The sequence below is a fragment of the Thermophagus sp. OGC60D27 genome, from assembly GCF_052400625.1.
Classification (GTDB): Bacteria; Bacteroidota; Bacteroidia; order Bacteroidales; family Marinilabiliaceae; genus Thermophagus.
Genome location: NZ_JBQTGH010000016.1, coordinates 17,370 through 42,354, shown reverse-complemented (window position 1 = coordinate 42,354; position 24,985 = coordinate 17,370). Strand labels below are relative to the sequence as shown.

The following is a 24,985-nucleotide window of genomic DNA, read 5'->3' as shown; positions in this document are numbered from 1 at the left end:
AAAATAGAGATATTTTAAAATTGTTATGGATAATATAATTTTTATCGCCATTGTCTATCTCATCGGGATAAGTGTTTTACTAGCCTTTAATGAACTTAACTATCGTCGTTTGAATGTAAAGGGGGAGATAACCAGAAAATTTGCTCATTTCTCGGCGACCCTTGCAACGCTTCCTTTTCCCTATGTCTTTTCTTCGCACTGGTATGTGTTTGTTTTGGCCATGCTGTTTTTTGTGGTGTTGGCGGTTACCCAAAAGAGTCGGCAATTGAAATCCATCCATGATATCAGTCGCAAGTCGATGGGGAGTTATCTTCTGCCTTTGTCGATATATGTTACGTTTTTGATATCCAATGTTTTGGGGGATAAGTTTTTATATATTCTTCCAATGCTGATATTGGCCATATGTGATCCAATGGCTGCGATATTAGGTATTAATATTAAAAAGTATAACGGAAGAATAAAAATCGGGACACGCAAGTTGCAAAAAACCTGGCTGGGGACAATATCGTTTTTTGTTACCGGGGCGATAATAGCAATGATAGCACTATATTTTCATTTGGAAGTATTTAACTTAAAGACATTCTGGCTCTCTTTGGTGGTGGCTTTTGTGGGAATGTTGGCGGAGTTAATCAGCTGGCGCGGATCTGACAATTTATCTATACCACTGAGTGTGATTGCAGTGTTGTTACTTTTTCTCTAATCAAAAAAATAGGAATTATGAAGAGAATAATTGTTAACGGTGCCAATGGATATGTGGCGTCTCATTTTGTAAATGAACTGTTGAGTCAGGGCTATGAAGTAATTGCTCTTGTGAGGGGAAATGGATCGTTATCTTCCGGAGAACGAGTAGAGCAGGCACTGATTCAAATTAATAATGGGAAGCTGCAACTTAATGGCAACTTGTCAGTTTACAATTATTCCCTGGTGGAAAAAGATTTTTCGCTTACTCATGAGTGCTTACGTGATATTTTCAGTCAAGAAGTTGATTATTTTCATTTCGCAGCAAGTCTGAAATATGATGAAAAATCAAAAGAAGAAATTCTTTCGACGAATGTGCAGGGACTGGAAAATTCGGTAGCTGTTTTTAAGGAATATGCTACTGATGCTTCTCGTTTCTTTTTTGTGGGAACCGCCTATTCTTGTGGTAAAATAAATGAAGTGTTTGAGGAGAAGTTTTACCCTGATAGGGATGTGTCCTCATTTCGAAACTATTATGAATGGTCAAAGCGGCTGGCGGAAAATGTTCTTCAAAAACACATTGAGCGAGACCAATTACGAGGTTACGTTATTCGATTATCACAGGTGGCAGGCAATAATGTGACGGGTGAAACACGCACCGATTATGGGATCTTCGATTTTGCTAAAAGAGTTCACCGACTGGCAAAGGGATATCCCGGGCGAATCATCAGGGCAAAAGTTGCGCCTGAGGGAACGCAAAATCTCATCCCTATAAACACCGTGGTTGATTATCTATTGCAGACGGTTCAACGAAAAGATATCCCGGTCATTATGAATTTTGTGGCAAAAAAGCCGGTGAAAAACAGGTATCTTATAAGTAGTCTGAACAAACTTATTCCTTTAACTATTATTCCGGATCCGGGATTGGAACATTCGGACATGAACTCGCTGGAACGTCTGATGGCTGTTGGGATGTCTTTTACCGGAAGCTATAGTAATCTGGATATTAGGTTCGATACATCCAAACGAGATGAAGTAATTGTCCGGGGAGAAGACAACATGGATGAACTGACGGTGTATAAAATGTTGTCGTGGTTTATAGAGAATGTTTGCGAAAAAAGTGAAAAGAAAGAATCAGTATTGATTGGGAAATAATATAGGCGATTAGGCAGATAGATCATTAGAGAGATTAAGGAGACCAAAATCTACATCGTAATAAACTCTAAACTTCTAATGTCTTAAATAAATTTCATTGGACCAATAACTTAAATAAATTTTATACGAATGAAACAACTGACAATTAATGGAGAAAAGGTATTAAATGTTCCCAATTTATTGAGTTTGTATCGGTTGCTGGTTTTTCCGGTTATTCTGTATATGGCGCTATCGGGCCGGGAAGAGAGTTTTGTAATACTATTGTGCATCAGTCTTGTGAGTGATATCTTAGACGGGAATATTGCCAGATTTTTCAATTTACAAACCCATTTTGGTGCAGCGCTGGATAATTTGGCAGATATAGTAACCTATGCTATGGCTCTGCTTGGCCTTTTTTTATTTAAATGGTCGGACATTGAGCCACATGCTTGGATTCTATACTTGTTTTTGAGTGTTTTTGTATTGAGTTATATTGTGTCTTTTGTTCGTTTCGGAAAGATTCCGGGGCTTCATTTATATTCAGCGGTATCGGCCGGATATCTTCAGGGGGTTTTCTTTTTTGTGTTATTTGTATTTGGCTTTTACCCTTGGTTTTACTACTTGGCAGTAGGATGGGGTGCCATTGCTTATATTGAAAAGATTTTTGTATTACTGAATTTGGATGATATAAGAATTGGCGTAAAAGGACTATACTGGTTGCTTAAGGCGAAGCGGGAAAGTTGAAAGGGGTTTATGTTTCACAGAATATTATTAGTGGTTGTGTTGTTGGTGATGGTCATTTTTGACGGGGCATCACAGCGCGTGTCGGGAGTGGTAAAAGATGCAGAGAGTGGAGCACCTGTTCCTTTTGTCAATGTGTTGGTAAAGGGTACGTTACAAGGTGTTACTACCGATTTGGATGGACGTTTCACTCTTGAGTCTCCCGGTGGAGATACTTTGGTTTTTTCATCTGTGGGGTATTATCCCGGAGAAGAGGGGATTCGCAGAAATTCCGTACAACAACTGACAATATTCTTGAAACCGAATGTGGAGATGCTGGGGGAGGTGACTGTGAAGCCCGAAATTGAAAGAGCGGTGGTTTTGTTCCATAAAATACAGGAACACAAATCTGATAATCGTAGGCAACTGATAAATATGGGTAGCTACAAGACTTTATCGGTTACAAACGTTTACGTGGCAATAGATACCGCTTCAAATGTTTCCCGGCTGATTGATGATTTTAAAAAGGTAACGATTGAGTCGGACAACCAACAGCTTCGATTTTCCCCGGTTTATTTGTCGGAAACCGCCAAAGAGGTATCTGGCGATAGTACTCACATTCTGTATTCTGCAAAGGATGGAATTTTTCCACGGATTAACCAAGCCATAGAGACTTATGTGTTGCGAAATGTAGTGGTTGATTTGGATTTCTACGATGAGCAAATTAATATTTTGGATCGATCCTTTCTATCGCCTATTGGAAAGAATGCCCTGTCGCGTTATAATCTCTATTTGAACGACAGTAGTATGGTTGATGGAACGAAATATTTTCATTTTTCCTTTGCGCCAAAAAATAGATATGATCAGCTTTTTGCCGGAAATTTTAAGATCGAAAATGGAAGCTTTGCCTTGACAGAAATAGAGGTCAATGTTCCGCGAGAGGCCAACTTGAACTTTGTGAAAGGTTTTAGGGGGAGAGTAAAATATCAGAAGTTTCCGGAAAGGGGGTGGTTTTATGATGAGCAGGATGTGAGAATTAATTTGGCATTGAGACCGGAAAGCGATTCCGTTTCCATTTATAGTTCGGAACGGGTGGAGGATGTGGCCGGTGGCAACTGGATTGTTAATCAATTAACGCAATATTCCATTTCGGAGCGGCTGGATTATGTAAAAGCTGAAAACTGGGGAAAGCAACCCGAGTTTGTTGGAAGTGGTATCAGAGAAGATGATTATTATAGGGTTGAGATGTTGAAACAACAAAAGATTGTTAAAGGGGTGGATGCCATCGGGGGTCTGGCATTAACAGGATATGTCAATGCCGGGAAAATAGACCTTGGGCCAGTCTTCGATATCTACAGCTCCAATGCTATTGAAGGTCATCGATTTACCCTTCCGTTGAGGACCAGTGAGCAAATGTCGAAACATTTTTCAATTGGAGGATTTGCAGGAATGGGGACCCGAAGCCGGGAACTTAAGTATGGAGGGAATGTTATTTGGCAGCCGGGAGAAACTGATAAGTATATTTTTCGGGTTAATTATTCCAATGATTATTCATTGATTTCGCACGACAAATTTTATCGTTTTATTAAGAATAATCCGAATAATAAGGGCAATGGGAATTTTATTGCAGCCATTACCACCCGCGAAAAAAATCCTTATTTGAAAGAAGAGCAAAGCATTGATTTTAGGGTTGAATTCAACGCGAATGATGATTTTCAGCTTGAATTTTCACCCTACTATCTTTACAGCCAATCAACCCCGGAGGTGCGTTTCTACAGGGGAGGTGATGAGTATCAATCTTATGAAAACTATGGGGTGTTGCTGAACCTTAGAATTGTATCGGGGCAACATTTCGATAAATTTTACTTCGATCGGATTTATTATGTGGATCCCATCCCTGTAATCAATTTGAGTTGGGATGTTGGACAAATCAGACTTCCCGGACGAGAGGGCCATAAAATGGGACTGTACTCACACATAAATGGGGCTGTCAAAGGGCGAATCAATATGGGACAAATATTTATGCACTACATGGTGAATGCGGGATTTTTATTTGGTGATGCCCCCTACGATTTGCTGGACCAGCCGGTGGGGTCCATGTCGTTGGGCTATGCCAAATATCGGTTTAATTTATTGCATCATGCCTCTTTTGCTCATAATTTATATACCAACACTCATTTTCATTTTAATGGAGGTGGGGTATTGTTGAACAGAGTTCCTTTAATAAAACGTTTAAAATTAAGAGAGATCGTTTCTTTTAAGGGGCATTACGGAACCATGACAGAGGATTATAAAGGTGTTTTTGATCTTCCGAATTATTATAATACTTCAGATTCGGAAGTTCCTTATGCCGAGATCGGTGTGGGATTGACCAATATCTTCAAAATATTGCGCATTGAATATGTTCGTCTTCTTGGAAATTATTATCTTAATGAGGGATTTACCGACAAGGACGGGATTCGTATTCGGGCGGAAATGAGTTTTTAATCGAATGAAATGAGCATGACAATGTGAGAATGTCCCAACAAGAACATGTATAAACTAATGGTCATGGGAGTTCCATCCAACCAATAACTTAACTATAATATATACGGATGAAACGAGCATGCTCAAAGCCAGGTGCGTTCTTCCGATACTTTGGGAAACAAAAAATCAGATAAATTTTATTGGAATGCAAACTCTGAAAGATAAAAAAATATGGATCACGGGTGCCTCATCAGGGATCGGTGAGGCATTATCTCTTGAGCTTGCCCGTGCAGGAGCTCATTTGGTATTGTTATCGCGCAACCTGGAAAAACTGGAAAAAGTAAAAGAGGCCTGTTTGAAACACACTTCTTTTTGTTTGGTTGAGCATTTAGATCTATCCAAGTCTGAAGAGATGAGTGAGGTGGTGACAAGAATTATGGATCGGATTGGTGGAATTGATATTTTGTTCAATAATGCCGGTCAGAGTCAACGTTCTCTTGCCAAAGAGACCCCTGTGGAAATTGATCGAAAAGTAATGGAAGTCAATTTTTTCGGAGTGATAACGCTCACCAAGCTTGTTTTGCCATATATGTTACAGCAAGGTTCAGGACACATCGTTGCCATTAGTAGTATTACCGGTAAATTCGGCTTTCCGTGGCGGACAGCCTATTCGGCGGCCAAACATGCTATCCAGGGGTTCTTTGAATCGCTTCGTGCAGAATTGAAGGAGGACAATATAAAGGTTACCATCGTTTCACCGGGCCGTATAAAGACAAATATCTCATTAAATGCCATAACCCAAGACGGCGTTTCTTATAATAAGATGGACAGTGGTCAGGCCGGTGGTATGTCGCCTAGGCAATGCGCCAAAAAAATAGTGAAAGCTGTTCGAAATGAAAGAAAGGAAGTTTTGGTAGGGAACAGGGAACTTTTAATGGTTTATATACGCCGTTTTTTACCCGGACTTTATCACCGGTTGGTCACAAAAATTAATAACTAAAACCCAGTAATATGAAAAAAAACATTTGTGGAATACAACAAGTCGGTATTGGTCTAAAAAATGCGAAAGAAGCTTGGCGTTGGTATCGTCGTGCTTTTGGTATGGATATAGGGGTTTTTGAAGATACTGCCACCGCCCGATTAATGCATCACTATACAAATGGTCAGGATTGTGAGCGCTATGCTGCCCTTGCCATGAATATGGAGGGTGGGGGGGGCTTTGAGGTATGGCAGCATACTCAGATGGCGCCTTCTGCACCTCACTTCGATGTTAGATTGGGTGATACCGGCATCTTTATTGTAAAAATGAAGTGTCGTGATTTGACAACTGCGTTTGAGCGACACAAGTCAATGGGCATAAATTTATTGAGTGATCCGATACAAAATCCAGCCGGTCAATGGCATTATTATTTGGCCGATCCTTATCACAATATCTTTGAAGTTATAGAACATGATAACTATTTCATGGCACAACAATCGGTTACCGGAGGAGTTACTGGTGTTGTTATCGGGGTATCGGATGTGGATCGTGCTCGCGAAGTATACGCCGATATATTGCAGTACGATGAGGTGAAATTTGATGAGACCGGAACGTTTGATGATTTTCAATCTTTGCCCGGTGGAGGAGAGAAATTTCGACGGGTTCTTCTTGGTCACAGCCAACCGCGTATGGGACCATTCAGTAAATTGTTGGGCCCTTCTACAATAGAACTGGTACAACCCTTAGACCGTGCGCCGAGAAAAATTTTTGAAAATCGAATTTGGGGTGAATTAGGGTTCATTCATATTTGTTTTGATATTACAGGGATGGAAGCCTTGCAAAAGGAATGCGAGTCTAAAGGTTTTTCTTTTACAGTTAATAGTGCCAATAGTTTTGATATGGGAAATGCAGCCGGACACTTTTCTTATATATCCGATCCCGACGGCACACCTATTGAATTTGTGGAAACACACAAATTGCCCATAATTGAAAAGTTGGGATGGTACATTAATCTAAAAAAACGAGATCCAAATAAATCATTGCCCGATTGGATGGTGAAAACACTTAGGTTTAGTCGGGTCAAAGATTAATTTAAACGATAAAAATACCAACTCAGATCAATTAAAAGATGTTTCATCCAAAATCTTTCTGTAGGATAGACTACTGATTATTATATTTGGATTTGAGTCATTTAAAAAGCTGAGGTGAATATACTTTGTTGATGATTAATTCTTGTATGAAGTCTATTTCCTTTTTTGCCGGAGCGGTCATTGGAGCTATTGCCTTTCACATTTCCGTTCCGGTTTTTCTAAGAATATACCATTGAGAAAAGTTGTTTGAGATCATTGACCTTATGGGATTTGAATGAAATAGTCTTATACATGTTCTTGTTTCCATTTCCCAAGCTCGGTGCCAAGGTGATTCGCTTTTCAGTCGAATCTGTCTCGTCTGCCCAATTCGTTATGTGAGCCTTTCAATTTCCCATTTCACCACATTTTAATAAGACAATATAACTACTGACTTTTATTTTTATCCTTAGTAAATAAATGTGTTAGCAAAAGAAAATCGGGATTATGGTTGATCAAAGAATAAAATACTATACAGAAGCAACTGATTTGAAAGACTTTTTGGAAAACCTACCATCCATTTTTGGGAAAGAAGGAGATGTCATAAAGCAGGATCGAAACGAAATTAAGGTTATTCCATTGGGTGACAAAGTGGTGTGCGTGAAATCTTTTAATAGAATCACTCTGTTCAATCGTTTTATGTATTCCTGGGTCCGGGCTTCAAAGGCTGAGAGGTCATATTATATCGCAAAGCTGTTATTGAAGAAAGGAATTTATACACCATTGCCATTGGGATATGTAGAGGTAAAGGGTAAATGGGGCCTTCTGGAAAAGAGCTATTATGTATCTCTCTGGCAGAATTACGACTTTCTAATGTCGGATGTTATTAAAAGGGAAGATAATGAAGCCAAAGAAATTTTGACCGAATTTTCCCGGTTTATGGCTACCAAGGTACACCCGGCAGGTATTTGGCATGGCGATCTAAGTACAGGGAATATCCTTGTTATAAAGGATCATGACAATTGTTATACTTTTTCAATGATCGATTTAAATCGTATAACTTTTAAAAAACGGATTTCACCACGTCAGGGAATTCGAAATTTGCAAAAGCTGACGAACCGACCGGTACCTTTATCAATAATGGCTGAAGCCTATGCGTTGGCATCGAAAAATGATCCGGCAAAGTTTGCTTCTTTGTTAATTATTAGTCAGATAATTTATTCCTTTTTTCGGAAACAGATTAAGCGGATACTGCATTCGTTAAAACCAAAGTATAAAGGATAGATATCAACCTTCTTGAATAAATAGGTATGTATAGGGATTAAAAAAAGAGCTGCCTGAAGTTTTTTGGCAGCTCTTTTTCGTTTTTGAGAAATTATTTTTTTTGTTTATTCATCTTTGCCCAAGTGTCTTTGAGCGAAACTGTTCGGTTAAAGACGAGGCGTTCCGGTGTAGAATCAGGATCTACACAAAAATAGCCCAATCGTTGAAACTGAAAGAAATCAAGTTCCTGAGCAGTCTTAAGTGATGGTTCTACCCTGCAATTAGAAAGGACTTTTAATGAATCAGGATTGAGAAATTCTTTAAAGTCTCTGTCTTTATGTCCTGCCGGGTCTTCGTCCAGAAACAAGCGATCATATAGTCGTACTTCGGCTGGTATGCTGTGCGAGGCACTTACCCAGTGCAAAGTTCCTTTTACTTTTCTGTTGCTTTGGGGCATACCGCTCCTGGTTTCCGGATCATAAGTACAGTAGATTTCTTCAATTTCTCCCTGTTCGTTCTTCTTGTAATCTTCACACTTTATGATATAACCATTTTTTAAACGCACTTCCCTTCCCGGGCCGAGTCGAAAAAACTTTTTGGGCGGATCTTCCATGAAATCGTTGCGTTCAATGTACAGTTCCTTGGTGAAAGGAATTTTACGCGATCCCTGGGTCTCATCTTCGGGATTATTGACAGCTTCCATCCATTCCACTTTTTCATCGGGATAATTGGTTAAAACAAGTTTAACCGGATCAAGAACGGCATTCACTCTTGGGGCCCGCTTATTCAAGTCTTCACGAATACAGTGCTCCAGTAAAGCTACGTCAATGATGTTATCCCGTTTTGCTACTCCCACTCGTTCGGCAAAGGTACGGATGGATTCCGGGGTGTACCCTCTTCTACGCAGTCCTGAAATGGTTGGCATTCTTGGATCATCCCATCCATTTACAATGCCTTTTTCAACCAATTCCAGAAGTCGACGTTTGCTCATGACCGTATAATTTAGATTGAGCCGAGCAAATTCAATCTGACGGGGACGTCTCTCCGGCTTAGGTGCGCCTTCCAGAATTTGGTCAAGGAACCATTCGTAAAGAGGTCTATGTACTTCAAATTCAAGCGTGCAGATGGAATGTGTAATACCTTCTATAAAGTCACTTTGTCCGTGTGTAAAATCGTACATTGGGTAAATACACCATTTATCGCCGGTACGATGGTGATTCTTATGAATAATGCGATACATTATGGGGTCGCGCATGTGCATGTTGGGAGAGGCCATATCAATTTTTGCTCGTAAGACCTTTTCACCTTCTTTAAATTCTCCATTTTTCATGCGCATAAAGAGGTCCAGGTTTTCTTCGACACTTCTGTTCCGGAATTTACTTTCGATACCTGGTTGTGTAGGGGTTCCTTTTTGGGCCGCTATTTCTTCGGCACTCTGATCATCGACATATGCTTTCCCTTTTTTTATGAGCATTACCGCCCACTCAAAAAGTTGATCGAAATAGTCGGATGCATAATGTTCATCCCCGTTCCACTCAAAGCCTAACCATTGAACATCTTTTTTTATAGACTCCACATATTCCACATCTTCCTTCGTGGGGTTGGTGTCATCAAAACGCAGATTACACCCACCCTTATATTTTTCAGCCAAGCCAAAATTTAGACAAATGGATTTTGCATGCCCGATATGGAGGTAGCCATTGGGCTCCGGTGGAAATCTGGTTAATACTGCTCCTCCGTTTTTTCCTTCTTGCAGGTCTTTTTCTATTTCCTGATGAATAAAATTGCCTTTGGGGGCTGGTGTAGCTCCTTCTTCAGATTTGCTCATATGCGGTAAAACTTTAACCTCGTTTAATTAAACATCGGAATAACCGATATTCCTAATCGTAAAAACACGGGAATTTTTTAAACTAAAATACAAAAATAGCGCTTTTAGGTCGTTATTAAAATAGGTAAGATGATTTTGTTGTGGTGGGAGCAGTGTGTTGAAATGCGATTCGGATTTTTGTTTTTTTAATGGGATACCATTTTTAGTCCGATAATGGATGCAATGAGTGTTGCCAGGAAAAACAATCTGGGAAAGTTAATGGGGTCTTTGAAAACCAAAATTCCCACCAGCACAGTGCCAACGGCACCGATTCCTGTCCATACGGCATAGGCTGTTCCGATAGGAATGGTTTGGGTCGCTTTGATCAGAAGGGCCATGCTTATGGATAAAGCAATGATAAATCCGGCATACCATAAAAGCATTTCTGTGCCCGTTGATTCTTTTGCTTTGCCTAGGCAGAAGGCAAAGGCTACTTCAAAAAATCCGGCAATTATCAATAATAGCCAATTCATTCTTGTTGACCGTTAATGCGTTTGTAATATAATAAAAAAAACCTCACATAGCATGTGAGGTTTTGAGGTCGGTGGCGGATTCGAACCGCCGTACGCGGTTTTGCAGACCGCTGCCTAGCCACTCGGCCAACCGACCAATTTGAGTGAAATGCTTAGCTGTTAAAATTTGCGGTGGCAAAAATAGAGATATATTTCTATTTTCCCAAAAAAGAAAAATATTTCTTTACTATCGGTTGCAATTAGTTTGGTGCTAGTGAATGGTTATTACAGGAATGGAAATGATGCCGGGAGGCAGTTCTATTCCGTCTAAATAATAATGTGTCTATTGCCGAGGATTGGTTATTAAATAGTTTCTGGGTAAGCGAATGAGTCGACTGCAGGCAAACGAATGAGTCGACTGCAGGCAAACGACCGAATCGAGATTAGGTAGAATAAATCGATTGTTTACCCCCTTCGATAAGATTTTTCATTGGCTGATTCCTGATGTTTCTAGTTTGAGGAAAATTGGCTTAAATGCCCATAGACCTTAAGATTCAAAGGTAAACAGCGAAGAGCTTACCTTTCAAGTGTAACACTCACCTTTTCCATTTGTCCTCCCATGGGTGGATTCATTTTTGATACTTTTACCCTGGCCCATAGAATTTGAGGAAAATTTCGGTACAGAGCATTTAGAATGCGAGAGGTGACATGTTCAAGCAGGTTAGAGGTTCGCTGCATTTCTATACGGACCAAATTGTAAACTTTTACATAATTAATGGCATCATCAATTTTGTCACTATTCATGGGTAACTCCATATCGGTTTTTATTGCAATATTGACGATGAATCGATTTCCTACAACATTTTCTTCCCGGAAGCATCCGTGGTATGCATAAAACTCCATTTCCTCCAGTTCAATAATGCCATTTGGGAATTGTGTATCCATATTTTTTGTGGCAAAGGTAGGAAAAGTGGCAAACAAATCATCTGTTGCCAGGATTGAATTTGTATTTGGACCTTTGCTTCATATAAATTTATGGCCGGGGTTTACCCGTGACTGATTATGATCTTGAAATTTCGAGGCCATTGTTGTTGAGTGACATTTCCACAAAACGAGCTTTTGAGTTTGGTGGCTCTTTAGACAGAGATTCCCTGATGCGAGCTGCAGCTGTTTCATCTTTGGCGGCAATAAGCAGGTAGCCTCCGCCACCTGCACCAAGTAATTTATATCCTAGGGCCAGATCCTTTATTTTCGAAATAATTGCGTCAATTTCCGGACTGGTGGTTCCTGGGTCTAGGGCCTTGTTTAATTCCCAGGAACGAAGTATCATTTTTGCCGTTTTCTCATAATCGCATTGTTGAATGGCATCGTAAGTTTCTGCAGCATGTTCCTTAATGGCATCGATGATCCTAAGACGTGAACCTTGGTTGAGAAACATTCCCCGGACAATTTCCTGTAATATGTTTTTAGCAACTCTGGTTATTCCGGTGTAATAAAGTAGCCAATTTTGTCTATAGGGGGTATTGGTGAAAAGCAGATCGGGAAGCCAGCGTATGCTAATTTGTTGTTGGGTGCCGGGAGGGGTATCCAAGAGTTTTATTCCAGGCATAATACCTCCATATTGGTCTTGCCATCCGCCTCCAGTCGTGAGCATTTGTTCCAAAACGAGGGTACGGTGGGCAATGGCAGGTTGGTCCCAGTGAAGGTCACAGAAATCGGCTAATGTACCAAGAATTGTGGCTGCTAGAATTGAACTTGTTCCCAGTCCGGAACCTTTGGGGATGGCCGCCAGAAACGAAATATCTATGCCACCTCCAAAATCTTTTAATTGTTCTTCTAAAGAATCGTATTTGACCCCGGAAAAATCGGGGTGGAAACCTGCCAGACAAAGTGCTGCACGAGGAATGGCAAAAGCAGATCCCACACAGTCTTTAAAGTTCAGGTCCTGAAATGTGGTGATGGTTTCGGTGACTCCGTTGTCGATAGAACGTAATATTATTTGAGGTGTTTGGGATAATCGAATGAATATTTGCAAGGGAGGTTGCCCGTTGAGGTCAACGGCCATGTTGAGCACTTTGCCTCCCGACTGGATGCAGTAGGGGGGGGTGTCGCTCCAACCTCCCGCCAAATCAAGGCGTGCAGGACTACGCCCCCACACGATTTGATCCGGATACACATTCAAATGGGGAATTTCTTTGCATTCAACAGTGTTGATAATGGAATTCTGAAGGAGCGAGAAAGCCATTGCTTCATCTTTTTTTTCATCCCGACCCAGATGTCTGTTTATCTCGGATCGAAGAATCAAATTTCGGAATCTGAAATCAGACGCTTCATTTGCGGGCAAAAGGCTAGGAACTTCGAGTTGGTGTTTCGCAAATTCCAATGCGATGTTGGCTAGATCAGCCTGGTAAAAGACGCTGTGCTTATAATTTTTTGCAAGTGCAAGTAGATTCTCCTTTTTTAAGCCTTCTCTTTGCTGAACTAGTCTGGAAATATTTGCTTTTTGACTGATGCCGGAGGCCGATAAACGAGGTGATGAAAGCCATTGATTTTCCAGACTGGGATTGAATACTGGTTTTTCGGATAGTATCCAATTTATAAGGCCTTCACTTAGCTTTTCGCGATGTATGAGTGGGAATAAACAGGTGTTTTGAATATCTTCATTAGGATCAAGGTTTGCTTTTTCAAAATTTAAGTGGTGATTTTGAAGCCATTCACTCAACGGGGTATCCAACCACTTTGTGTTTTTGCTTCCGGCATTTCCTGAGAATGTATCCATAATATGATATGGTCGAAAGCATAAAAGATCTTCACTAACCGGAATGATGTCCAAGCAAAAACCTGGTTTGAGGTCTAATTTCCAGTTGTTTTTTGGAATGCCGGTAATGACATGATGATGGCTTAACTTCCAAGATTCAGGAATGTTGCTGTTTTCGATCCAGATATTGTGGTGGGCCGAAGTCCACTGTACTTGAGTTTGCGCATTTTGAACAAAGAGAGAAGGATGAGGTTTTACTCTGTTGTGCCAAATGTTTCTCCTATCTTTTACGACATTTTGAATCTTTTCGGTAGAAGTAATGAGTTCTTCGCTGGTTCCAAAATGATAAAATTCGCCATTTTCAATCGGAACAATGGCGACGGAAAGTTTGCTGATGAGATCATCGTAAGCCGAGGGGGATTGTCCTAGGCATGTCCCGAAAGATCCATAAAGGTCATAGAAGGACGGGGTTTCGTTTTTAAATCTATTCTTTTCCCATTCGCATTTTTGCATTAGTATTTTTATGGCCTTGTCACTTAACAACCAAATTCCAACATCCATTAAAAAAAGATGAGACGTCGAGAGTTTTTCAATCTCTTGATGTGAAGGTTTTTGAAGCATGAAGTCGAGCTGTGCGGGATTGTTTTTAGGTGTGAAAAAAACACCGTGCCGTGCGGCCAAATGTGGGTCGACCCAAATTCCAAGACAAATAATATCTGCATTCGGAAGTTCGGCAGGAAGTTTGCTGTATTGTAATAAAATATCTCCACTTGCAATCAGTGTGTTGGTAGCGGGTGAGGATAATTCCATCATTCGCACATAAAGCGGTAGTTGAAGATCTAATAATGTTTGGTTGATTTGTTGTCCACGGCTCCATCTGAAAATAGGAATGGGTGTCATAATTTTACCCAGTGGCGCATAAGCTGGAAGTCTTCGACTTTGTCCTCCTGCATGGATGATGATTTTTTTGTTTGATTTAAGGTATTGACTAAATTCAGGAATATTTTGTTGGGAAAAATGTTGTGACAGAAGCCAGGCAGTGCCTCCCCCTGATCCCACTTTTTTACCGGAAGGATCACTCGATGCAAATACAGCATGATCGGGGGCTGAATAGATAAAGTTGAATGAAGAGACAAGATTTTCAGGAAGCGAAAGCAACAATTGCATAACAAAAGAAATTTAGCCTAGTTTGATTTACAAAGATAAAGTTGTTTTTTTAGATGCATAGCACATATTATTTTTCAATATCTTTGCGCGGATGAAAATAATTGCATTGATAAATATTTTTTTGATTGTTATTCCAGGTCTGGTATCAGGGCAGTTGCGTCAATTGAACGGTCAGAGTGTTGAAAGTGGACGGCAGAGTCCTTTTCAAACTGGTGCTTCAGCTGTGGGAAATGGAAATGCTGAACAGACGCAAGATCCGGAGAGTGGTTCTCAACAGCCTCTTATTCCGAGAGAGGTGAAAAACTGGCGTTTGGTGGATGACTACAGCCGTTCCGATACGATAGCTGTCGATACATTGTCTACAGGGTTTCAGATTTACAATCCTATCGATCAACGGTCGATAGTTAATGTAACAACGGGGAACATGGGAGCACCGGCCAAATCCATGTTGGTTGAAGGTATTCCAGTGTACCATACATTTCTTTTTTCTCGCAACCTTGATTATTGGCTCACCAAACCGGAAGAATGGGTCTATTTCAATACTAGGACACCTTATACGAATCTCTATTATCAATACAATGGCCCCAAAAGAAGAAGTGAAGAACATGTAGGCGTACTTTTTACACAAAATGTTAATAAACGATGGAATCTTGGGTTTAATTATCGGTTGATATCATCAGTGGGAAAGTACCAATCTCAGACCGTTGAAAATCGTTTGTTCCGGTTTTTCTCATCTTATTCAGGCGTGAAGTATTCTATTCACGGTTCGTTTTTTTATGGCAAAACTGATCAGTTTGAAAACGGAGGATTAATAGATGATGATGCGATCTTTAACCCAAGTGTTTATGATTATGGGCAGCCAGAAAATATTCCGGTTAATTTTATGGATGCAACATCCCGTATTGATAATTACAAAGTCTTTGTAAATCAGAAATTGAGTATTGGAGAGGTAATGGTTGCTGGCAAAGATTCAGTTAGAGATGCTGCACCACTGGCGACATTGGGGCATACCTTTGAATTAGACCGGTATAGACGCACCTATCATATTGATGACTTATCAGATATGGGAGCAGATCCTGAGAGTGGTGAGGGATTCTATCAGAATAAATTGATTGACGATGCACAAACCAGAGATTCTGTCTATTTTACTACGATAAGAAATATTTTGCAACTGCAATTTAATGAAGAGGCCAATCCCTTTTTGCATTTTGGGATGCGAGTGTTTTTAGTTAATGAATCAGAAAATTTAAAATGGCCTGCACCTTCCGAAATTGAGGAGGAGAGTGATGAAGTGATTTATTCGATGGAGAGTGAACATCTAACAGCATCGGCATTTGGCGGTCAGCTGTTTAAGAATCAGGGGCAAAACTTTTTTTACGATGCAGGGTTAAAAGTTTGGTTTCAGGGGTATAAAGCAGGTGATAGTGAAATTACCGGTGGCTTTGACAGTCGCTTTCGGATAGGTAAAGATACGGCCGGTTTATTTGCGCGAGGAGGTATTTTCTTGTCTTCCCCTGATTTTTTTACCGAGCATTATTACTCCAATCATTTTGAATGGGAAAATAATTTTGATCCGGAAAAAACAGTTAAATTAAGAGGTGGAATAAATATTCCCACCCGTCGTTTACAGTTAACCGGGGAGGTCCGTCTGGTAAATGACTATATCTTTTGGAACGAGGAGGCAATGCCAGAACAGACCAACGAAGTTTTAAATTTGGTTGAGATAAAGATCAAAAAGCATTTTGAGTTATGGAATTTTCACAGCAGAAATGAAATCGCCTATCAGTCCACGACCAATGATATGGTGGTTCCATTGCCTGACTTTGCAGTTTATAGTTCCAATTATTATGAAAATACTTTATTTGGTGTTCTCTTCTTTCAGCTAGGTTTTGACCTTCGTTATCATACCGCCTATTATGCTCCAGATTATATGCCGGCCACCGGACAATTTTTTATTCAAAGAGACCGTAAAGTAGGAAACTATCCTCTTATTGACCCGTTTGCCAATTTTCACCTGAAACGAGCCAATATTTTTGTGAAGTATAGTCACATTAATCAAGGATGGCCAAATAATGATTATTTTCATACAATCGGCTATCCTATCAACCCAGGAGGGCTCCGTTTCGGGGTTTCGTGGAATTTCTATGATTAAATATTGATATTGCCTGTCAATCAATAAAATGATATCTTTACCATAAATACGGGGCCTTCTAAGTGTCAAATTGACATTTAGGCACAAAAATTGACGAGGCTCCGATAAAAAAAATTTATGAATAAGATTTCTACTCTATTTTTAGGGGTTTTGTTTTTATTTTTTTCTGGTTGTTTCACCCAAAAACAGGGGACTGGTGATGAGCCAGATGTCCCTATGGTAAAGCGAGACCTTGATGAGATTCGGGCGGAAGGGTTGGTGAGGGTGGTAACAAATTATAATTCAACTAATTATTTTGTTTATAAGGGGACCCCAATGGGTTACCAGCTTGAACTTCTTCAGGAGTTTGCCAATTATACTGGTCTAAAGTTAGATATTTCAGTTAATAATGATTTAAGTACCAACTTTTCTGATTTACGGTCGGGGAGGGTAGACATTATTGCCAGCAATCTGGCTGCTTTTCTAAAGAGGTTTGAAGGAGTTTCGTTCGCCGAGCCGCATAGTTATAGCAGACAAGTTCTCGTTCAACAACGATACGTAAATGGGGAAAAAGGAGAATCTGCTATTGAAAATAAGACGCTGATTAGAAATCAGTTGGACTTGGCAGGGAAAACGATCTATGTTCAAAAGGGCTCCGCCTATGTTGATCGGTTGAAGAATCTGTCGCAGGAAATTGGTGACAGTATTAATATTGTTGAAATTGCCGATTATGAAGTGGAACAGCTCATTGGTCTGGTAGCGCAAGGAGAAATTGAATATACCGTTTGTGATGAGAATTTGGCCAGAGTCAACCTAAACTATTATCCAAATCTTGATGTGGAGACCCCAATTAGTTTCCCACAGAAAATGTCTTGGGCGGTTCGTAGTAATTCCGCTGATTTACTAAGTATCATTAATAATTGGTTGATAGGATTTAAGAAGACAAGTCGTTATGCGCATATTTATAGAAAATATTATCTGAATAAAAGATCGATGCATTTGTTGGATGAAGGTTTCCATTCAATAAAAGGGGGAAGGGTTTCAGATTATGATCCGATTATAAAGGAAGAAAGTAGAAAATTCGATTGGGATTGGAGATTAATCGCTTCCATTATCTATCAGGAATCTCGCTTTTTGCCAAATGCCGAGAGTTGGGCCGGTGCCCGGGGATTGATGCAATTGATGCCTGAAACCGCCGATTATTTCGGTGTTTCAAATATTGAAAATCCTCGAGAAAATATTAGGGGTGGTGTTGAATTTTTGCGGTGGTTGGATGAGCGATTGAAAAATAGGGTCCCGGATCCTCAAGAAAGAATCAAGTTTGTTTTAGCATCATATAATGTGGGAATTGGACATGTTTTTGATGCGATGAAATTGGCAGAAAAATATGGGAAAGATCCACAGAAATGGGAGGATAATGTGGACTTTTATGTGCTTCATAAATCAGAACCAAAGTATTTTAATGATCCTGTTGTGAAATATGGTTATTGCAGAGGTGAAGAGCCTTATCATTATGTAACAGAAATTTTGGAGCGATATGATCATTATAAAAATGTAATGCAGTAAACGCCATTAGAGGGTTTTTATCATTTCGAGCATTTCACTTAGGATCATGGCCGTAGCGCCCCATATTTTTTTATCTCCTGCACTATAATAAGGTGCCATAAAGAGTGAGCCTGCTCTTTGGTAGGAAAAAGTTTTGATGCTGCTGTTTTTCATTAATTCATCCAATGATACCTCAATGATTTCGTCTACTTCAACCGGATCAGGAGAAAAATGTGGGGTTGAATTAACCCAGCCCACAAAAGGATACACCTTATAGTTGCTGTGAGGGATATAGATCGGCGTTAGGGAACCTATGATATTTACCAATTCTGGTTCGATCCCGATTTCTTCATGTGTTTCGCGAAGCGCTGTTTGTAGATGGTTTTTATCGCCTGATTCTTCTTTTCCCCCCGGAAAGCTGATTTGACCACTGTGAAAACCATTGTAAACCGGTCGTTGGATAAATGGAAGATGCCAAGTATCATGCTTAGGATATAACAATAGAAGAACGCTGCTTGCTTTTGTATTGGAGTCGGAAAGCGTTTGCATTTCCACTTGACGAGATGTAGGGGCCATCAACTCCTGCGCTTCTTTGCCGGGCAATGGCCCCTTGAAAAGTTTTATTAGTTTATTGATATCTATCATGACTTGGCTTACATCCCTAAAACCCGGATGGCTTGTTTTATACGTTTTGTGACCTCTTCTTTGCCAAGAATTTCTATTATTGTAAAAAGATCAGGTCCAAAACTTCCACCCACTAGAGCCAGCCTTAAACTATTCATTACCCCACCGAAATTAATTTGTTTTTCCTGAATTAATTGGGATACTTTTTCTTTTAATAAAGCGGCATCCCATGAGCCATCATAGTTGTCAAACATTTCTGCTAGGGTCTGAAGGAAAGCCGGTATCTCTCCTTTCCAACGTTTTTTTGCGACTTTAGGGTCGTAATCCTGAGGAGCAGAAAAGAAAAATGCAGTTTGATCCCAAAGTTCATGAACAAAACTAACCCTTTCTTTTACCAATCCTATAATACGTTCTAATTCATTCTCCGGGGGTGGAACAATCTCTTTTCCCCTTAAGATCGGGGTGAAAAGTTTGACCAGTTCTTTATCTGTTTTATGGATGAGGTATTGGTGGTTAAACCACTTTGTTTTTTCAGGATCGAAACGAGCACCTGACTTGTTTACCCGATCAATGGAGAAGGCGCTAATAAGTTGGTCATGCGTAAAAATTTCCTGTTCGGTTCCCGGGTTCCACCCTAAAAAGGCCAGCATATTGAGAAATGCTTCAGGGAAGTATCCGGATTCACGATATCCAGAAGAAACTTCTCCTGTTTCCGGATCGGTCCATTGGAGAGGAAAAACCGGAAAGCCGAGCTTGTCACCATCTCGTTTACTTAATTTTCCTTTACCTTGGGGTTTCAAAATAAGTGGTAGGTGTGCAAACACTGGCTTTTTCCATCCAAAGGCACGGTAAAGAAGAACATGAAGGGGTAATGAAGGTAACCATTCTTCCCCTCTGATAACATGAGTGATTTCCATTAGATGATCGTCAACCACATTTGCAAGATGATAGGTGGGCATTCCATCTGCTTTGAAAAGTACCTTGTCATCTAGCTCTGAAGTTCGAAATGATACTTTTCCCCGGATCATGTCTTCATCTTCCACCACACATGCCTCGTCCGGCATCTTGAACCGGATAACGAATGGAATGTCATCGGTTAACATTTTCTTAAATTCACTTTCAGGCAATGAAAGTGAATTTTTCATAGAGAGTCGAGTTTTAGCATCATAGGAAAAAGTTTGGCCCCTAGATTCTGCCTCTTTTCTAGCTGTATTCAGCTCTTCTGCGGAATCGAATGCGTAATAAGCATTTCCGGATTGGATCAGCTGGTCTGCAAATGCTTTGTATATGCTCTTTCTCTCACTCTGTCTGTAAGGTCCAAAATCACCGCCTTGAACAGGCCCTTCGTCAAAATCTAGTCCACACCACTTTAATGCATTAATGATGTAGTCTTCTGCCCCTTTTACATATCTTGTTTGATCTGTATCTTCAATGCGAAGAATAAATGTTCCTTGGTTTTTCCGTGCAAAGAGATAGTTGAACAATGCTGTTCTTACTCCACCCATGTGCAAAGGCCCAGTAGGACTGGGCGCAAAGCGAACACGGATCATATTCGATGAGTTCATATTAATTGTTTTCAGAATAAATCTCTGCAAAGATAGAAAACAACATGCGTTTTATCGAATAAAAAGAATTAAAACCAAGTCATCCACATTTGGAAGAACCGCAGCTTTTACAAATCAGACATCCTTCTTGGTATATCAATTCATCCGAACCACAATTTTCACAATGTCCTTTTTTTGCAACGGTTCCATTGGGGACGTATTTTTTCAGGGCTCTTTCCACCCCGTTTTTCCAATTGTTAATATTTTCATTGTCGAGCTGAAGTCCTTGTACCAAATGCAAGACATCTTCTATGGGCATACCATGTCTCAATACCCCGGAAATAAGCTTGGCATAGTTCCAGTATTCCTTGTTAAATTTAAATGAAAGCCCTTCGATGGTGGTTTTATATCCTCGCTTGTTAACATACTGAAAGTCGTAACGTGAGGTTCCGTCACTTTCGCGACTCTTAATGATAAAACCTTTTTGTACCGATTTTGGCAAAAGAATACCATCTTCGTCGTCGGCCAACCCTGTAAAAATTTCGTAAGGTTTTCCGTCGATCAGCCCCACAAACGCGATCCACTTTTCTTTGTTATTCTGGAAACGCACCACATCTGCAATCAATACATCTGGTCTTTTTTTGGGGAATTTGGAAGATGCCTCTTCTTCTTTTTTCTTATTCGAATTGTTTAACAATACACCGGCGCGGGAGCCGTCACGGTATACGGTAACACCTTTGCAACCACTTTTCCAGGCTTCAATGTAAAGCTTACCGACCAGTTCTTCGGTGGCGGAAGAAGGAAGATTGATGGTTACACTGATTGAATGATCCACCCATTTTTGAATTTTCCCTTGCATCCTTACTTTACTCAACCAGTCCACATCGTTGGACGTAGCTTTGTTGTATGGTGATTTCTCAATTAACTGATCAATCTCTTCTTGTGTGTATTTTTTTGTTGTGTCAATGTTGTTGGCCTTCATCCAGTTAACAAATTTGTGGTGGAAGACGATGTATTCCTCCCAGCTGTCGCCAACTTCATCAACGAAATCAACCCGGACATCTGGATCGTTGGGGTTTACTTTGCGGCGACGCTTGTAAACCGGTAGAAATACAGGTTCTATGCCACTTGTTGTCTGGGTCATCAAACTGGTTGTTCCCGTTGGTGCTATGGTTAAAAGGGCAATATTTCGCCGACCGTGTTTTTTCATCTTCTTATACATTTCCGGATCGGCTTCGGCAAGTCTCTGGATGAAGGGGTTATTTTTTTCTTTTTCGCTGTTGTAGATCGGGAAGGCACCACGTTCCATGGCCAGGTCAACAGACGAAGAGTAGGTGGCTAGTGCAAGGCTTTTATGCACTTCAATCGCAAAATCAATAGCGATATCGCTGCCATAACGAAGGTTAAGCGCCGCCAGCATATCTCCTTCCCCGGTAATTCCAATCCCGGTACGACGTCCTTCTTCCGCTTTTTTTCTTATGTTGAGCCACAGATTCTTCTCTACTCGTTTTATCTCTTTATCTTCGGGATCTGAATTGATCTTTTCGATAATGGCATCAATTTTTTCCAATTCCAGGTCGATGATATCGTCCATTATTCGCTGGGCGTAACCGGCATGTTCTTTGAATAATTCAAAGTCGAAGGAAGCGTTATCTGTAAAAGGTTCTTTTACATATGAATAGAGATTGATGGCAAGCAATCGGCAACTGTCGTATGGACAGAGGGGGATTTCACCGCATGGATTGGTGCTGACGGTGCGATATCCCATGTCAGCATAACTATCCGGTACCGATTCACGAATAATGGTATCCCAAAATAGGATTCCCGGTTCTGCCGATTTCCATGCGTTGTGAACGATTTTATTCCACAATTCACGGGCATTGATGGTTTTTACCATTTTAGGGTTGGAGCTGTCAATGGGATATTGTTGGTGATAGTCTGCGCCATTGACAACAGCATTCATGAATTCATCATCAATTTTAACGGATACGTTGGCGCCGGTGACTTTTCCTTGTTCTAGTTTTGCATCAATAAATTTTTCTGAATCTGGATGTTTAATGGAAACACTCAGCATTAAAGCGCCTCGTCGCCCATCTTGCGCGACTTCCCGGGTGGAATTGGAGAATCTTTCCATAAAAGGAACAATCCCGGTGGAGGTAAGAGCTGAGTTCTTTACAGGAGATCCTTTAGGACGGATGTGCGAAAGATCATGACCGACCCCACCTCTGCGTTTCATAAGTTGGACCTGTTCCTGATCTACCTTCATGATGCCACCATAAGAATCTGATGGTCCCTGATCACCAATTACGAAGCAGTTTGACAAAGAAGCAATCTGATAGTCATTTCCTATGCCTGCCATGGGGCCACCTTGTGGAACAATATATTTGAACCCTTTAAGAAGTTGGAAAATTTTTTCCTCAGGCATCGGGTTAGGGTATTTTTTCTCAATTCGGGCAATTTCTTTTGCCAGTCGCCTATGCATATCGTCCGGCGTCAGCTCATAGAGGTTTCCTTCAGAGTCTTTGAGGGCATATTTGTTGACCCAAACACGAGCGGCCAATTCATCACCTTGAAAATATTTCAAGGCGGCTTGAAGAGCGTCGTCATAAGAGAAAGCTTTTTTATTAAGCCCGGTAGATTTAAGGTTAACTTCTGCTTCTGTCATGATGATTTGTATATTAATATTTTAAGAATTATTAAATGTGTCAAATTTGTGATTGCAATTTATGAAAGGTTTTTGTTTGTGGCAACTATTTTTTTTGCTTGCATGAAAAGTTTTCCAATTTTTAATGGTAAAAAAATGATAATCAAGAAGTAAAAAAAATGAATTAGTTGAAAAGTTTTCCAAAAGGAAAATTTAATTTGATTTATGCTTTTTTTTGTGTCCAAAAATTGGAAATTTTAAACGTGCTGAAATCGACGGGGTAAACCATTTTGTGTAACAAAAATTAACAAAATGGCGTTTCCGGAATTTATAGAAATTCCAAAATTTGGAAGATTGAAATGTGCGTGGCAGATTATGTGATCATATGGATTAGCATGCAACGCTTTTAGAAGTATTGTCCAATTTGAATTTGTAGATCTAAATTTCTTTGAAGATGATTCGGTGCCAAAAATATTAAATAGAAGGCCCTAAGCATTTAGTGATGAAGATTCCTGTCCTTTTGAAATCGGATAGCATGACAATCGCTATGATGGTGCTGAATCGATGGAAAATGTTCGGTTTAGATTCTAGGTTCAAATTTCAACAACTGAAGATGGTGGTAATATTTCCTTTAATATGATTTCGGTTGAACCACACATTGAGTTTACATAGTTGCCGGCAGCTTTACCTGAACGTTTTTTTTGAACCGTATCGTTCCGAAATTTTTCAATTAGAGAATAAAGATCTTTAAAATTTTGAATGGGAAATCCACCAGAACAATCAATAAGGTCGCAGGCTTCTTTGAACTTGCCATATTTTGGCCCAAAGATGACCGGGATACCATAGGTGGCTGCTTCTAGGGTGTTGTGTATTCCCTTGCCGAATCCTCCACCTATATAGGCGATGTCTCCATAACGATATATGGCCGATAATAGTCCGATGGTATCGATGATGAGTACTTTTGTGTTATTGGGAATTTGCTCTCTTAAATTAGAATACCTTAAGGATGGAACATTTAGTTTTTGTTCTATTTGGTTAATGTGGCTTTGGTGAACTTCATGAGGCGCAATAATCATTTTTACAGATGACGGTGCCTCGTTGATATATTTGATTAAAAGATCTTCGTCAGGAGGCCACGTGCTTCCCGCTACAATAACGAGTGAAGCTTCTTTCGCAAATGTAGCAGCAGCAGGGACTTCTGCCGCTTTTTTTACAATAGTGGCGACTCGGTCAAAACGTGTATCCCCAACAACCTGATAATTTTTAATTCCTATTTTGTTTAGCAATCTGCCTGATTCTTCATCTTGGACAAAGAATTTACTGACAGCTTTTAGCGCTTTTCGAAACCAACCTCCGTACCATTTGAAAAACAATTGGTTTTCTCTGAATATGGATGAAATGCTGTAAATGGGTATATCCCTTTGATGAAGAGCCTTGAAAAAGCAAGGCCAAAACTCATATTTTATAAAGAGGGCACATGCGGGCTTTACTGCATTTAAAAATCTACGTGCGTTTTGGGGTGTATCAGCAGGCAGATAGGTTACCCAATGGGCCATGTCATAGTTTTTTCGTACTTCATATCCGGAAGGAGAAAAGAATGTAAGGAGAATTTTTTTGTCCGGGTGCTTTGCTCTTATGGCTTCAATGATAGGACGTCCCTGCTCAAATTCTCCTAAGGAGGCACAATGAACCCAAAAGATAGATGAATCTTGGTCTAGGTTCTGAAGTTGATTCCAAATTTCTTTTCTTCCATTTTTTAGAAGTCTGGCTTTTGCGTTGAATGGCGAAGCCAGTTTTATCAAAAAAGAAAAAATGTAGGTCCCAATGGTATAAATTGTCTGCATTCACATAAGTTTAATTCCGGGAATATAAAAAGCAATATAGAAAAAACACCACAGATCTACACTGAAAACACAGAGTTTTACATCCGTTGTCTTTGGTGAATA

17 protein-coding genes and 1 tRNA gene are annotated in these 24,985 nt (G+C 40.1%); 9 read left to right on the top strand and 9 right to left on the bottom strand.

The window, feature by feature from the left end:
• Nucleotides 1-25: 25 nt before the first annotated feature.
• The 7 genes from ACT29H_RS15430 (at nucleotide 26) to ACT29H_RS15400 (ending at nucleotide 8,328) form a co-directional block, all read left to right on the top strand.
• Entirely contained in the window at nucleotides 26-700 is a 675-nt protein-coding gene (locus tag ACT29H_RS15430; protein WP_444822550.1) for a diacylglycerol/polyprenol kinase family protein, read from the top strand.
• A gap of 17 nt (nucleotides 701-717) precedes the next feature.
• The gene (locus ACT29H_RS15425; protein WP_444822549.1) at nucleotides 718-1,833 is read left to right on the top strand and encodes an SDR family oxidoreductase; all 1,116 of its coding nucleotides are present in this window, start codon (nucleotides 718-720) and stop codon (nucleotides 1,831-1,833) included.
• Between the two features lie 129 nt (nucleotides 1,834-1,962).
• A complete protein-coding gene (locus tag ACT29H_RS15420; RefSeq protein WP_444822548.1) occupies nucleotides 1,963-2,556 on the top strand; it encodes a CDP-alcohol phosphatidyltransferase family protein in 594 nt (197 codons plus the stop codon).
• A gap of 9 nt (nucleotides 2,557-2,565) precedes the next feature.
• Nucleotides 2,566-5,019: a DUF5686 family protein gene (locus ACT29H_RS15415; protein ID WP_444822547.1), complete on the top strand. Its 2,454-nt coding sequence runs from the start codon at nucleotides 2,566-2,568 to the stop codon at nucleotides 5,017-5,019.
• Nucleotides 5,020-5,203: 184 nt separating this feature from the next.
• Nucleotides 5,204-5,998 (top strand): SDR family oxidoreductase, encoded by a 795-nt coding sequence (locus ACT29H_RS15410; protein WP_444822546.1) that lies wholly within the window; start codon nucleotides 5,204-5,206, stop codon nucleotides 5,996-5,998.
• Nucleotides 5,999-6,009: 11 nt separating this feature from the next.
• Nucleotides 6,010-7,068: a VOC family protein gene (locus ACT29H_RS15405; protein ID WP_444822545.1), complete on the top strand. Its 1,059-nt coding sequence runs from the start codon at nucleotides 6,010-6,012 to the stop codon at nucleotides 7,066-7,068.
• 483 nt (nucleotides 7,069-7,551) lie between these two features.
• Nucleotides 7,552-8,328, top strand: a complete 777-nt coding sequence (locus ACT29H_RS15400) for a lipopolysaccharide kinase InaA family protein (RefSeq protein WP_444822544.1) — start codon at nucleotides 7,552-7,554, stop codon at nucleotides 8,326-8,328.
• A 91-nt stretch (nucleotides 8,329-8,419) separates the two neighbouring features.
• Here ACT29H_RS15400 and ACT29H_RS15395 read toward each other — a convergent pair whose 3' ends face one another.
• From ACT29H_RS15395 to ACT29H_RS15375, 5 genes are all read right to left on the bottom strand, one after another.
• A complete protein-coding gene (locus ACT29H_RS15395; protein ID WP_444822543.1) occupies nucleotides 8,420-10,135 on the bottom strand; it encodes a glutamine--tRNA ligase/YqeY domain fusion protein in 1,716 nt (571 codons plus the stop codon).
• A 185-nt stretch (nucleotides 10,136-10,320) separates the two neighbouring features.
• Nucleotides 10,321-10,647, bottom strand: coding sequence for a DMT family transporter (locus tag ACT29H_RS15390; protein WP_444822542.1), 327 nt, complete (start codon nucleotides 10,645-10,647; stop codon nucleotides 10,321-10,323).
• A 65-nt stretch (nucleotides 10,648-10,712) separates the two neighbouring features.
• Nucleotides 10,713-10,783, bottom strand: a tRNA-Cys gene (locus ACT29H_RS15385).
• Between the two features lie 419 nt (nucleotides 10,784-11,202).
• Nucleotides 11,203-11,571, bottom strand: coding sequence for a dihydroneopterin aldolase (gene folB, locus ACT29H_RS15380; protein ID WP_444822541.1), 369 nt, complete (start codon nucleotides 11,569-11,571; stop codon nucleotides 11,203-11,205).
• 115 nt (nucleotides 11,572-11,686) lie between these two features.
• The gene (locus tag ACT29H_RS15375) at nucleotides 11,687-14,551 is read right to left on the bottom strand and encodes a bifunctional fucokinase/fucose-1-phosphate guanylyltransferase (protein ID WP_444822540.1); all 2,865 of its coding nucleotides are present in this window, start codon (nucleotides 14,549-14,551) and stop codon (nucleotides 11,687-11,689) included.
• Between the two features lie 91 nt (nucleotides 14,552-14,642).
• On the opposite strand from ACT29H_RS15375, the gene ACT29H_RS15370 reads away from it, so the two are divergent.
• Nucleotides 14,643-16,703, top strand: coding sequence for a putative porin (locus ACT29H_RS15370; RefSeq protein WP_444822539.1), 2,061 nt, complete (start codon nucleotides 14,643-14,645; stop codon nucleotides 16,701-16,703).
• Nucleotides 16,704-16,820: 117 nt separating this feature from the next.
• The gene (locus ACT29H_RS15365; protein WP_444822538.1) at nucleotides 16,821-18,248 is read left to right on the top strand and encodes a transglycosylase SLT domain-containing protein; all 1,428 of its coding nucleotides are present in this window, start codon (nucleotides 16,821-16,823) and stop codon (nucleotides 18,246-18,248) included.
• 6 nt (nucleotides 18,249-18,254) lie between these two features.
• Here the strand turns inward: ACT29H_RS15365 and ACT29H_RS15360 are convergent, their stop codons facing one another.
• The 4 genes from ACT29H_RS15360 to ACT29H_RS15345 form a co-directional block, all read right to left on the bottom strand.
• Nucleotides 18,255-18,872, bottom strand: coding sequence for an NUDIX hydrolase (locus ACT29H_RS15360; protein WP_444822537.1), 618 nt, complete (start codon nucleotides 18,870-18,872; stop codon nucleotides 18,255-18,257).
• Between the two features lie 8 nt (nucleotides 18,873-18,880).
• Nucleotides 18,881-20,416, bottom strand: coding sequence for a glutamate--tRNA ligase (gene gltX, locus ACT29H_RS15355; RefSeq protein ID WP_444822536.1), 1,536 nt, complete (start codon nucleotides 20,414-20,416; stop codon nucleotides 18,881-18,883).
• A gap of 79 nt (nucleotides 20,417-20,495) precedes the next feature.
• Nucleotides 20,496-23,060 carry an adenosylcobalamin-dependent ribonucleoside-diphosphate reductase gene (locus ACT29H_RS15350; protein ID WP_444822535.1) on the bottom strand — a complete coding sequence of 855 codons (2,565 nt, stop codon included), beginning with the start codon at nucleotides 23,058-23,060 and terminating at the stop codon, nucleotides 20,496-20,498.
• A 572-nt stretch (nucleotides 23,061-23,632) separates the two neighbouring features.
• Entirely contained in the window at nucleotides 23,633-24,883 is a 1,251-nt protein-coding gene (locus tag ACT29H_RS15345; RefSeq protein ID WP_444822534.1) for a 3-deoxy-D-manno-octulosonic acid transferase, read from the bottom strand.
• Nucleotides 24,884-24,985 lie beyond the last annotated feature (102 nt).

Bases quoted from the DNA above. Each gene is read 5' to 3' on its own strand.
- ACT29H_RS15400 (WP_444822544.1), top strand. From the start codon at position 7,552: ATGGTTGATCAAAGAATAAAATACTATACAGAAGCAACTGATTTGAAA.
- ACT29H_RS15360 (WP_444822537.1), bottom strand. From the start codon at position 18,872: ATGATAGATATCAATAAACTAATAAAACTTTTCAAGGGGCCATTGCCC.
- folB (WP_444822541.1), bottom strand. From the start codon at position 11,571: ATGGATACACAATTCCCAAATGGCATTATTGAACTGGAGGAAATGGAG.
- ACT29H_RS15370 (WP_444822539.1), top strand. From the start codon at position 14,643: ATGAAAATAATTGCATTGATAAATATTTTTTTGATTGTTATTCCAGGT.
- ACT29H_RS15345 (WP_444822534.1), bottom strand. From the start codon at position 24,883: ATGCAGACAATTTATACCATTGGGACCTACATTTTTTCTTTTTTGATA.
- ACT29H_RS15395 (WP_444822543.1), bottom strand. From the start codon at position 10,135: ATGAGCAAATCTGAAGAAGGAGCTACACCAGCCCCCAAAGGCAATTTT.
- ACT29H_RS15390 (WP_444822542.1), bottom strand. From the start codon at position 10,647: ATGAATTGGCTATTATTGATAATTGCCGGATTTTTTGAAGTAGCCTTT.
- ACT29H_RS15415 (WP_444822547.1), top strand. From the start codon at position 2,566: ATGTTTCACAGAATATTATTAGTGGTTGTGTTGTTGGTGATGGTCATT.
- ACT29H_RS15375 (WP_444822540.1), bottom strand. From the start codon at position 14,551: ATGCAATTGTTGCTTTCGCTTCCTGAAAATCTTGTCTCTTCATTCAAC.
- ACT29H_RS15405 (WP_444822545.1), top strand. From the start codon at position 6,010: ATGAAAAAAAACATTTGTGGAATACAACAAGTCGGTATTGGTCTAAAA.
- ACT29H_RS15410 (WP_444822546.1), top strand. From the start codon at position 5,204: ATGCAAACTCTGAAAGATAAAAAAATATGGATCACGGGTGCCTCATCA.
- ACT29H_RS15350 (WP_444822535.1), bottom strand. From the start codon at position 23,060: ATGACAGAAGCAGAAGTTAACCTTAAATCTACCGGGCTTAATAAAAAA.
- ACT29H_RS15365 (WP_444822538.1), top strand. From the start codon at position 16,821: ATGAATAAGATTTCTACTCTATTTTTAGGGGTTTTGTTTTTATTTTTT.
- gltX (WP_444822536.1), bottom strand. From the start codon at position 20,416: ATGAACTCATCGAATATGATCCGTGTTCGCTTTGCGCCCAGTCCTACT.
- ACT29H_RS15430 (WP_444822550.1), top strand. From the start codon at position 26: ATGGATAATATAATTTTTATCGCCATTGTCTATCTCATCGGGATAAGT.
- ACT29H_RS15425 (WP_444822549.1), top strand. From the start codon at position 718: ATGAAGAGAATAATTGTTAACGGTGCCAATGGATATGTGGCGTCTCAT.
- ACT29H_RS15420 (WP_444822548.1), top strand. From the start codon at position 1,963: ATGAAACAACTGACAATTAATGGAGAAAAGGTATTAAATGTTCCCAAT.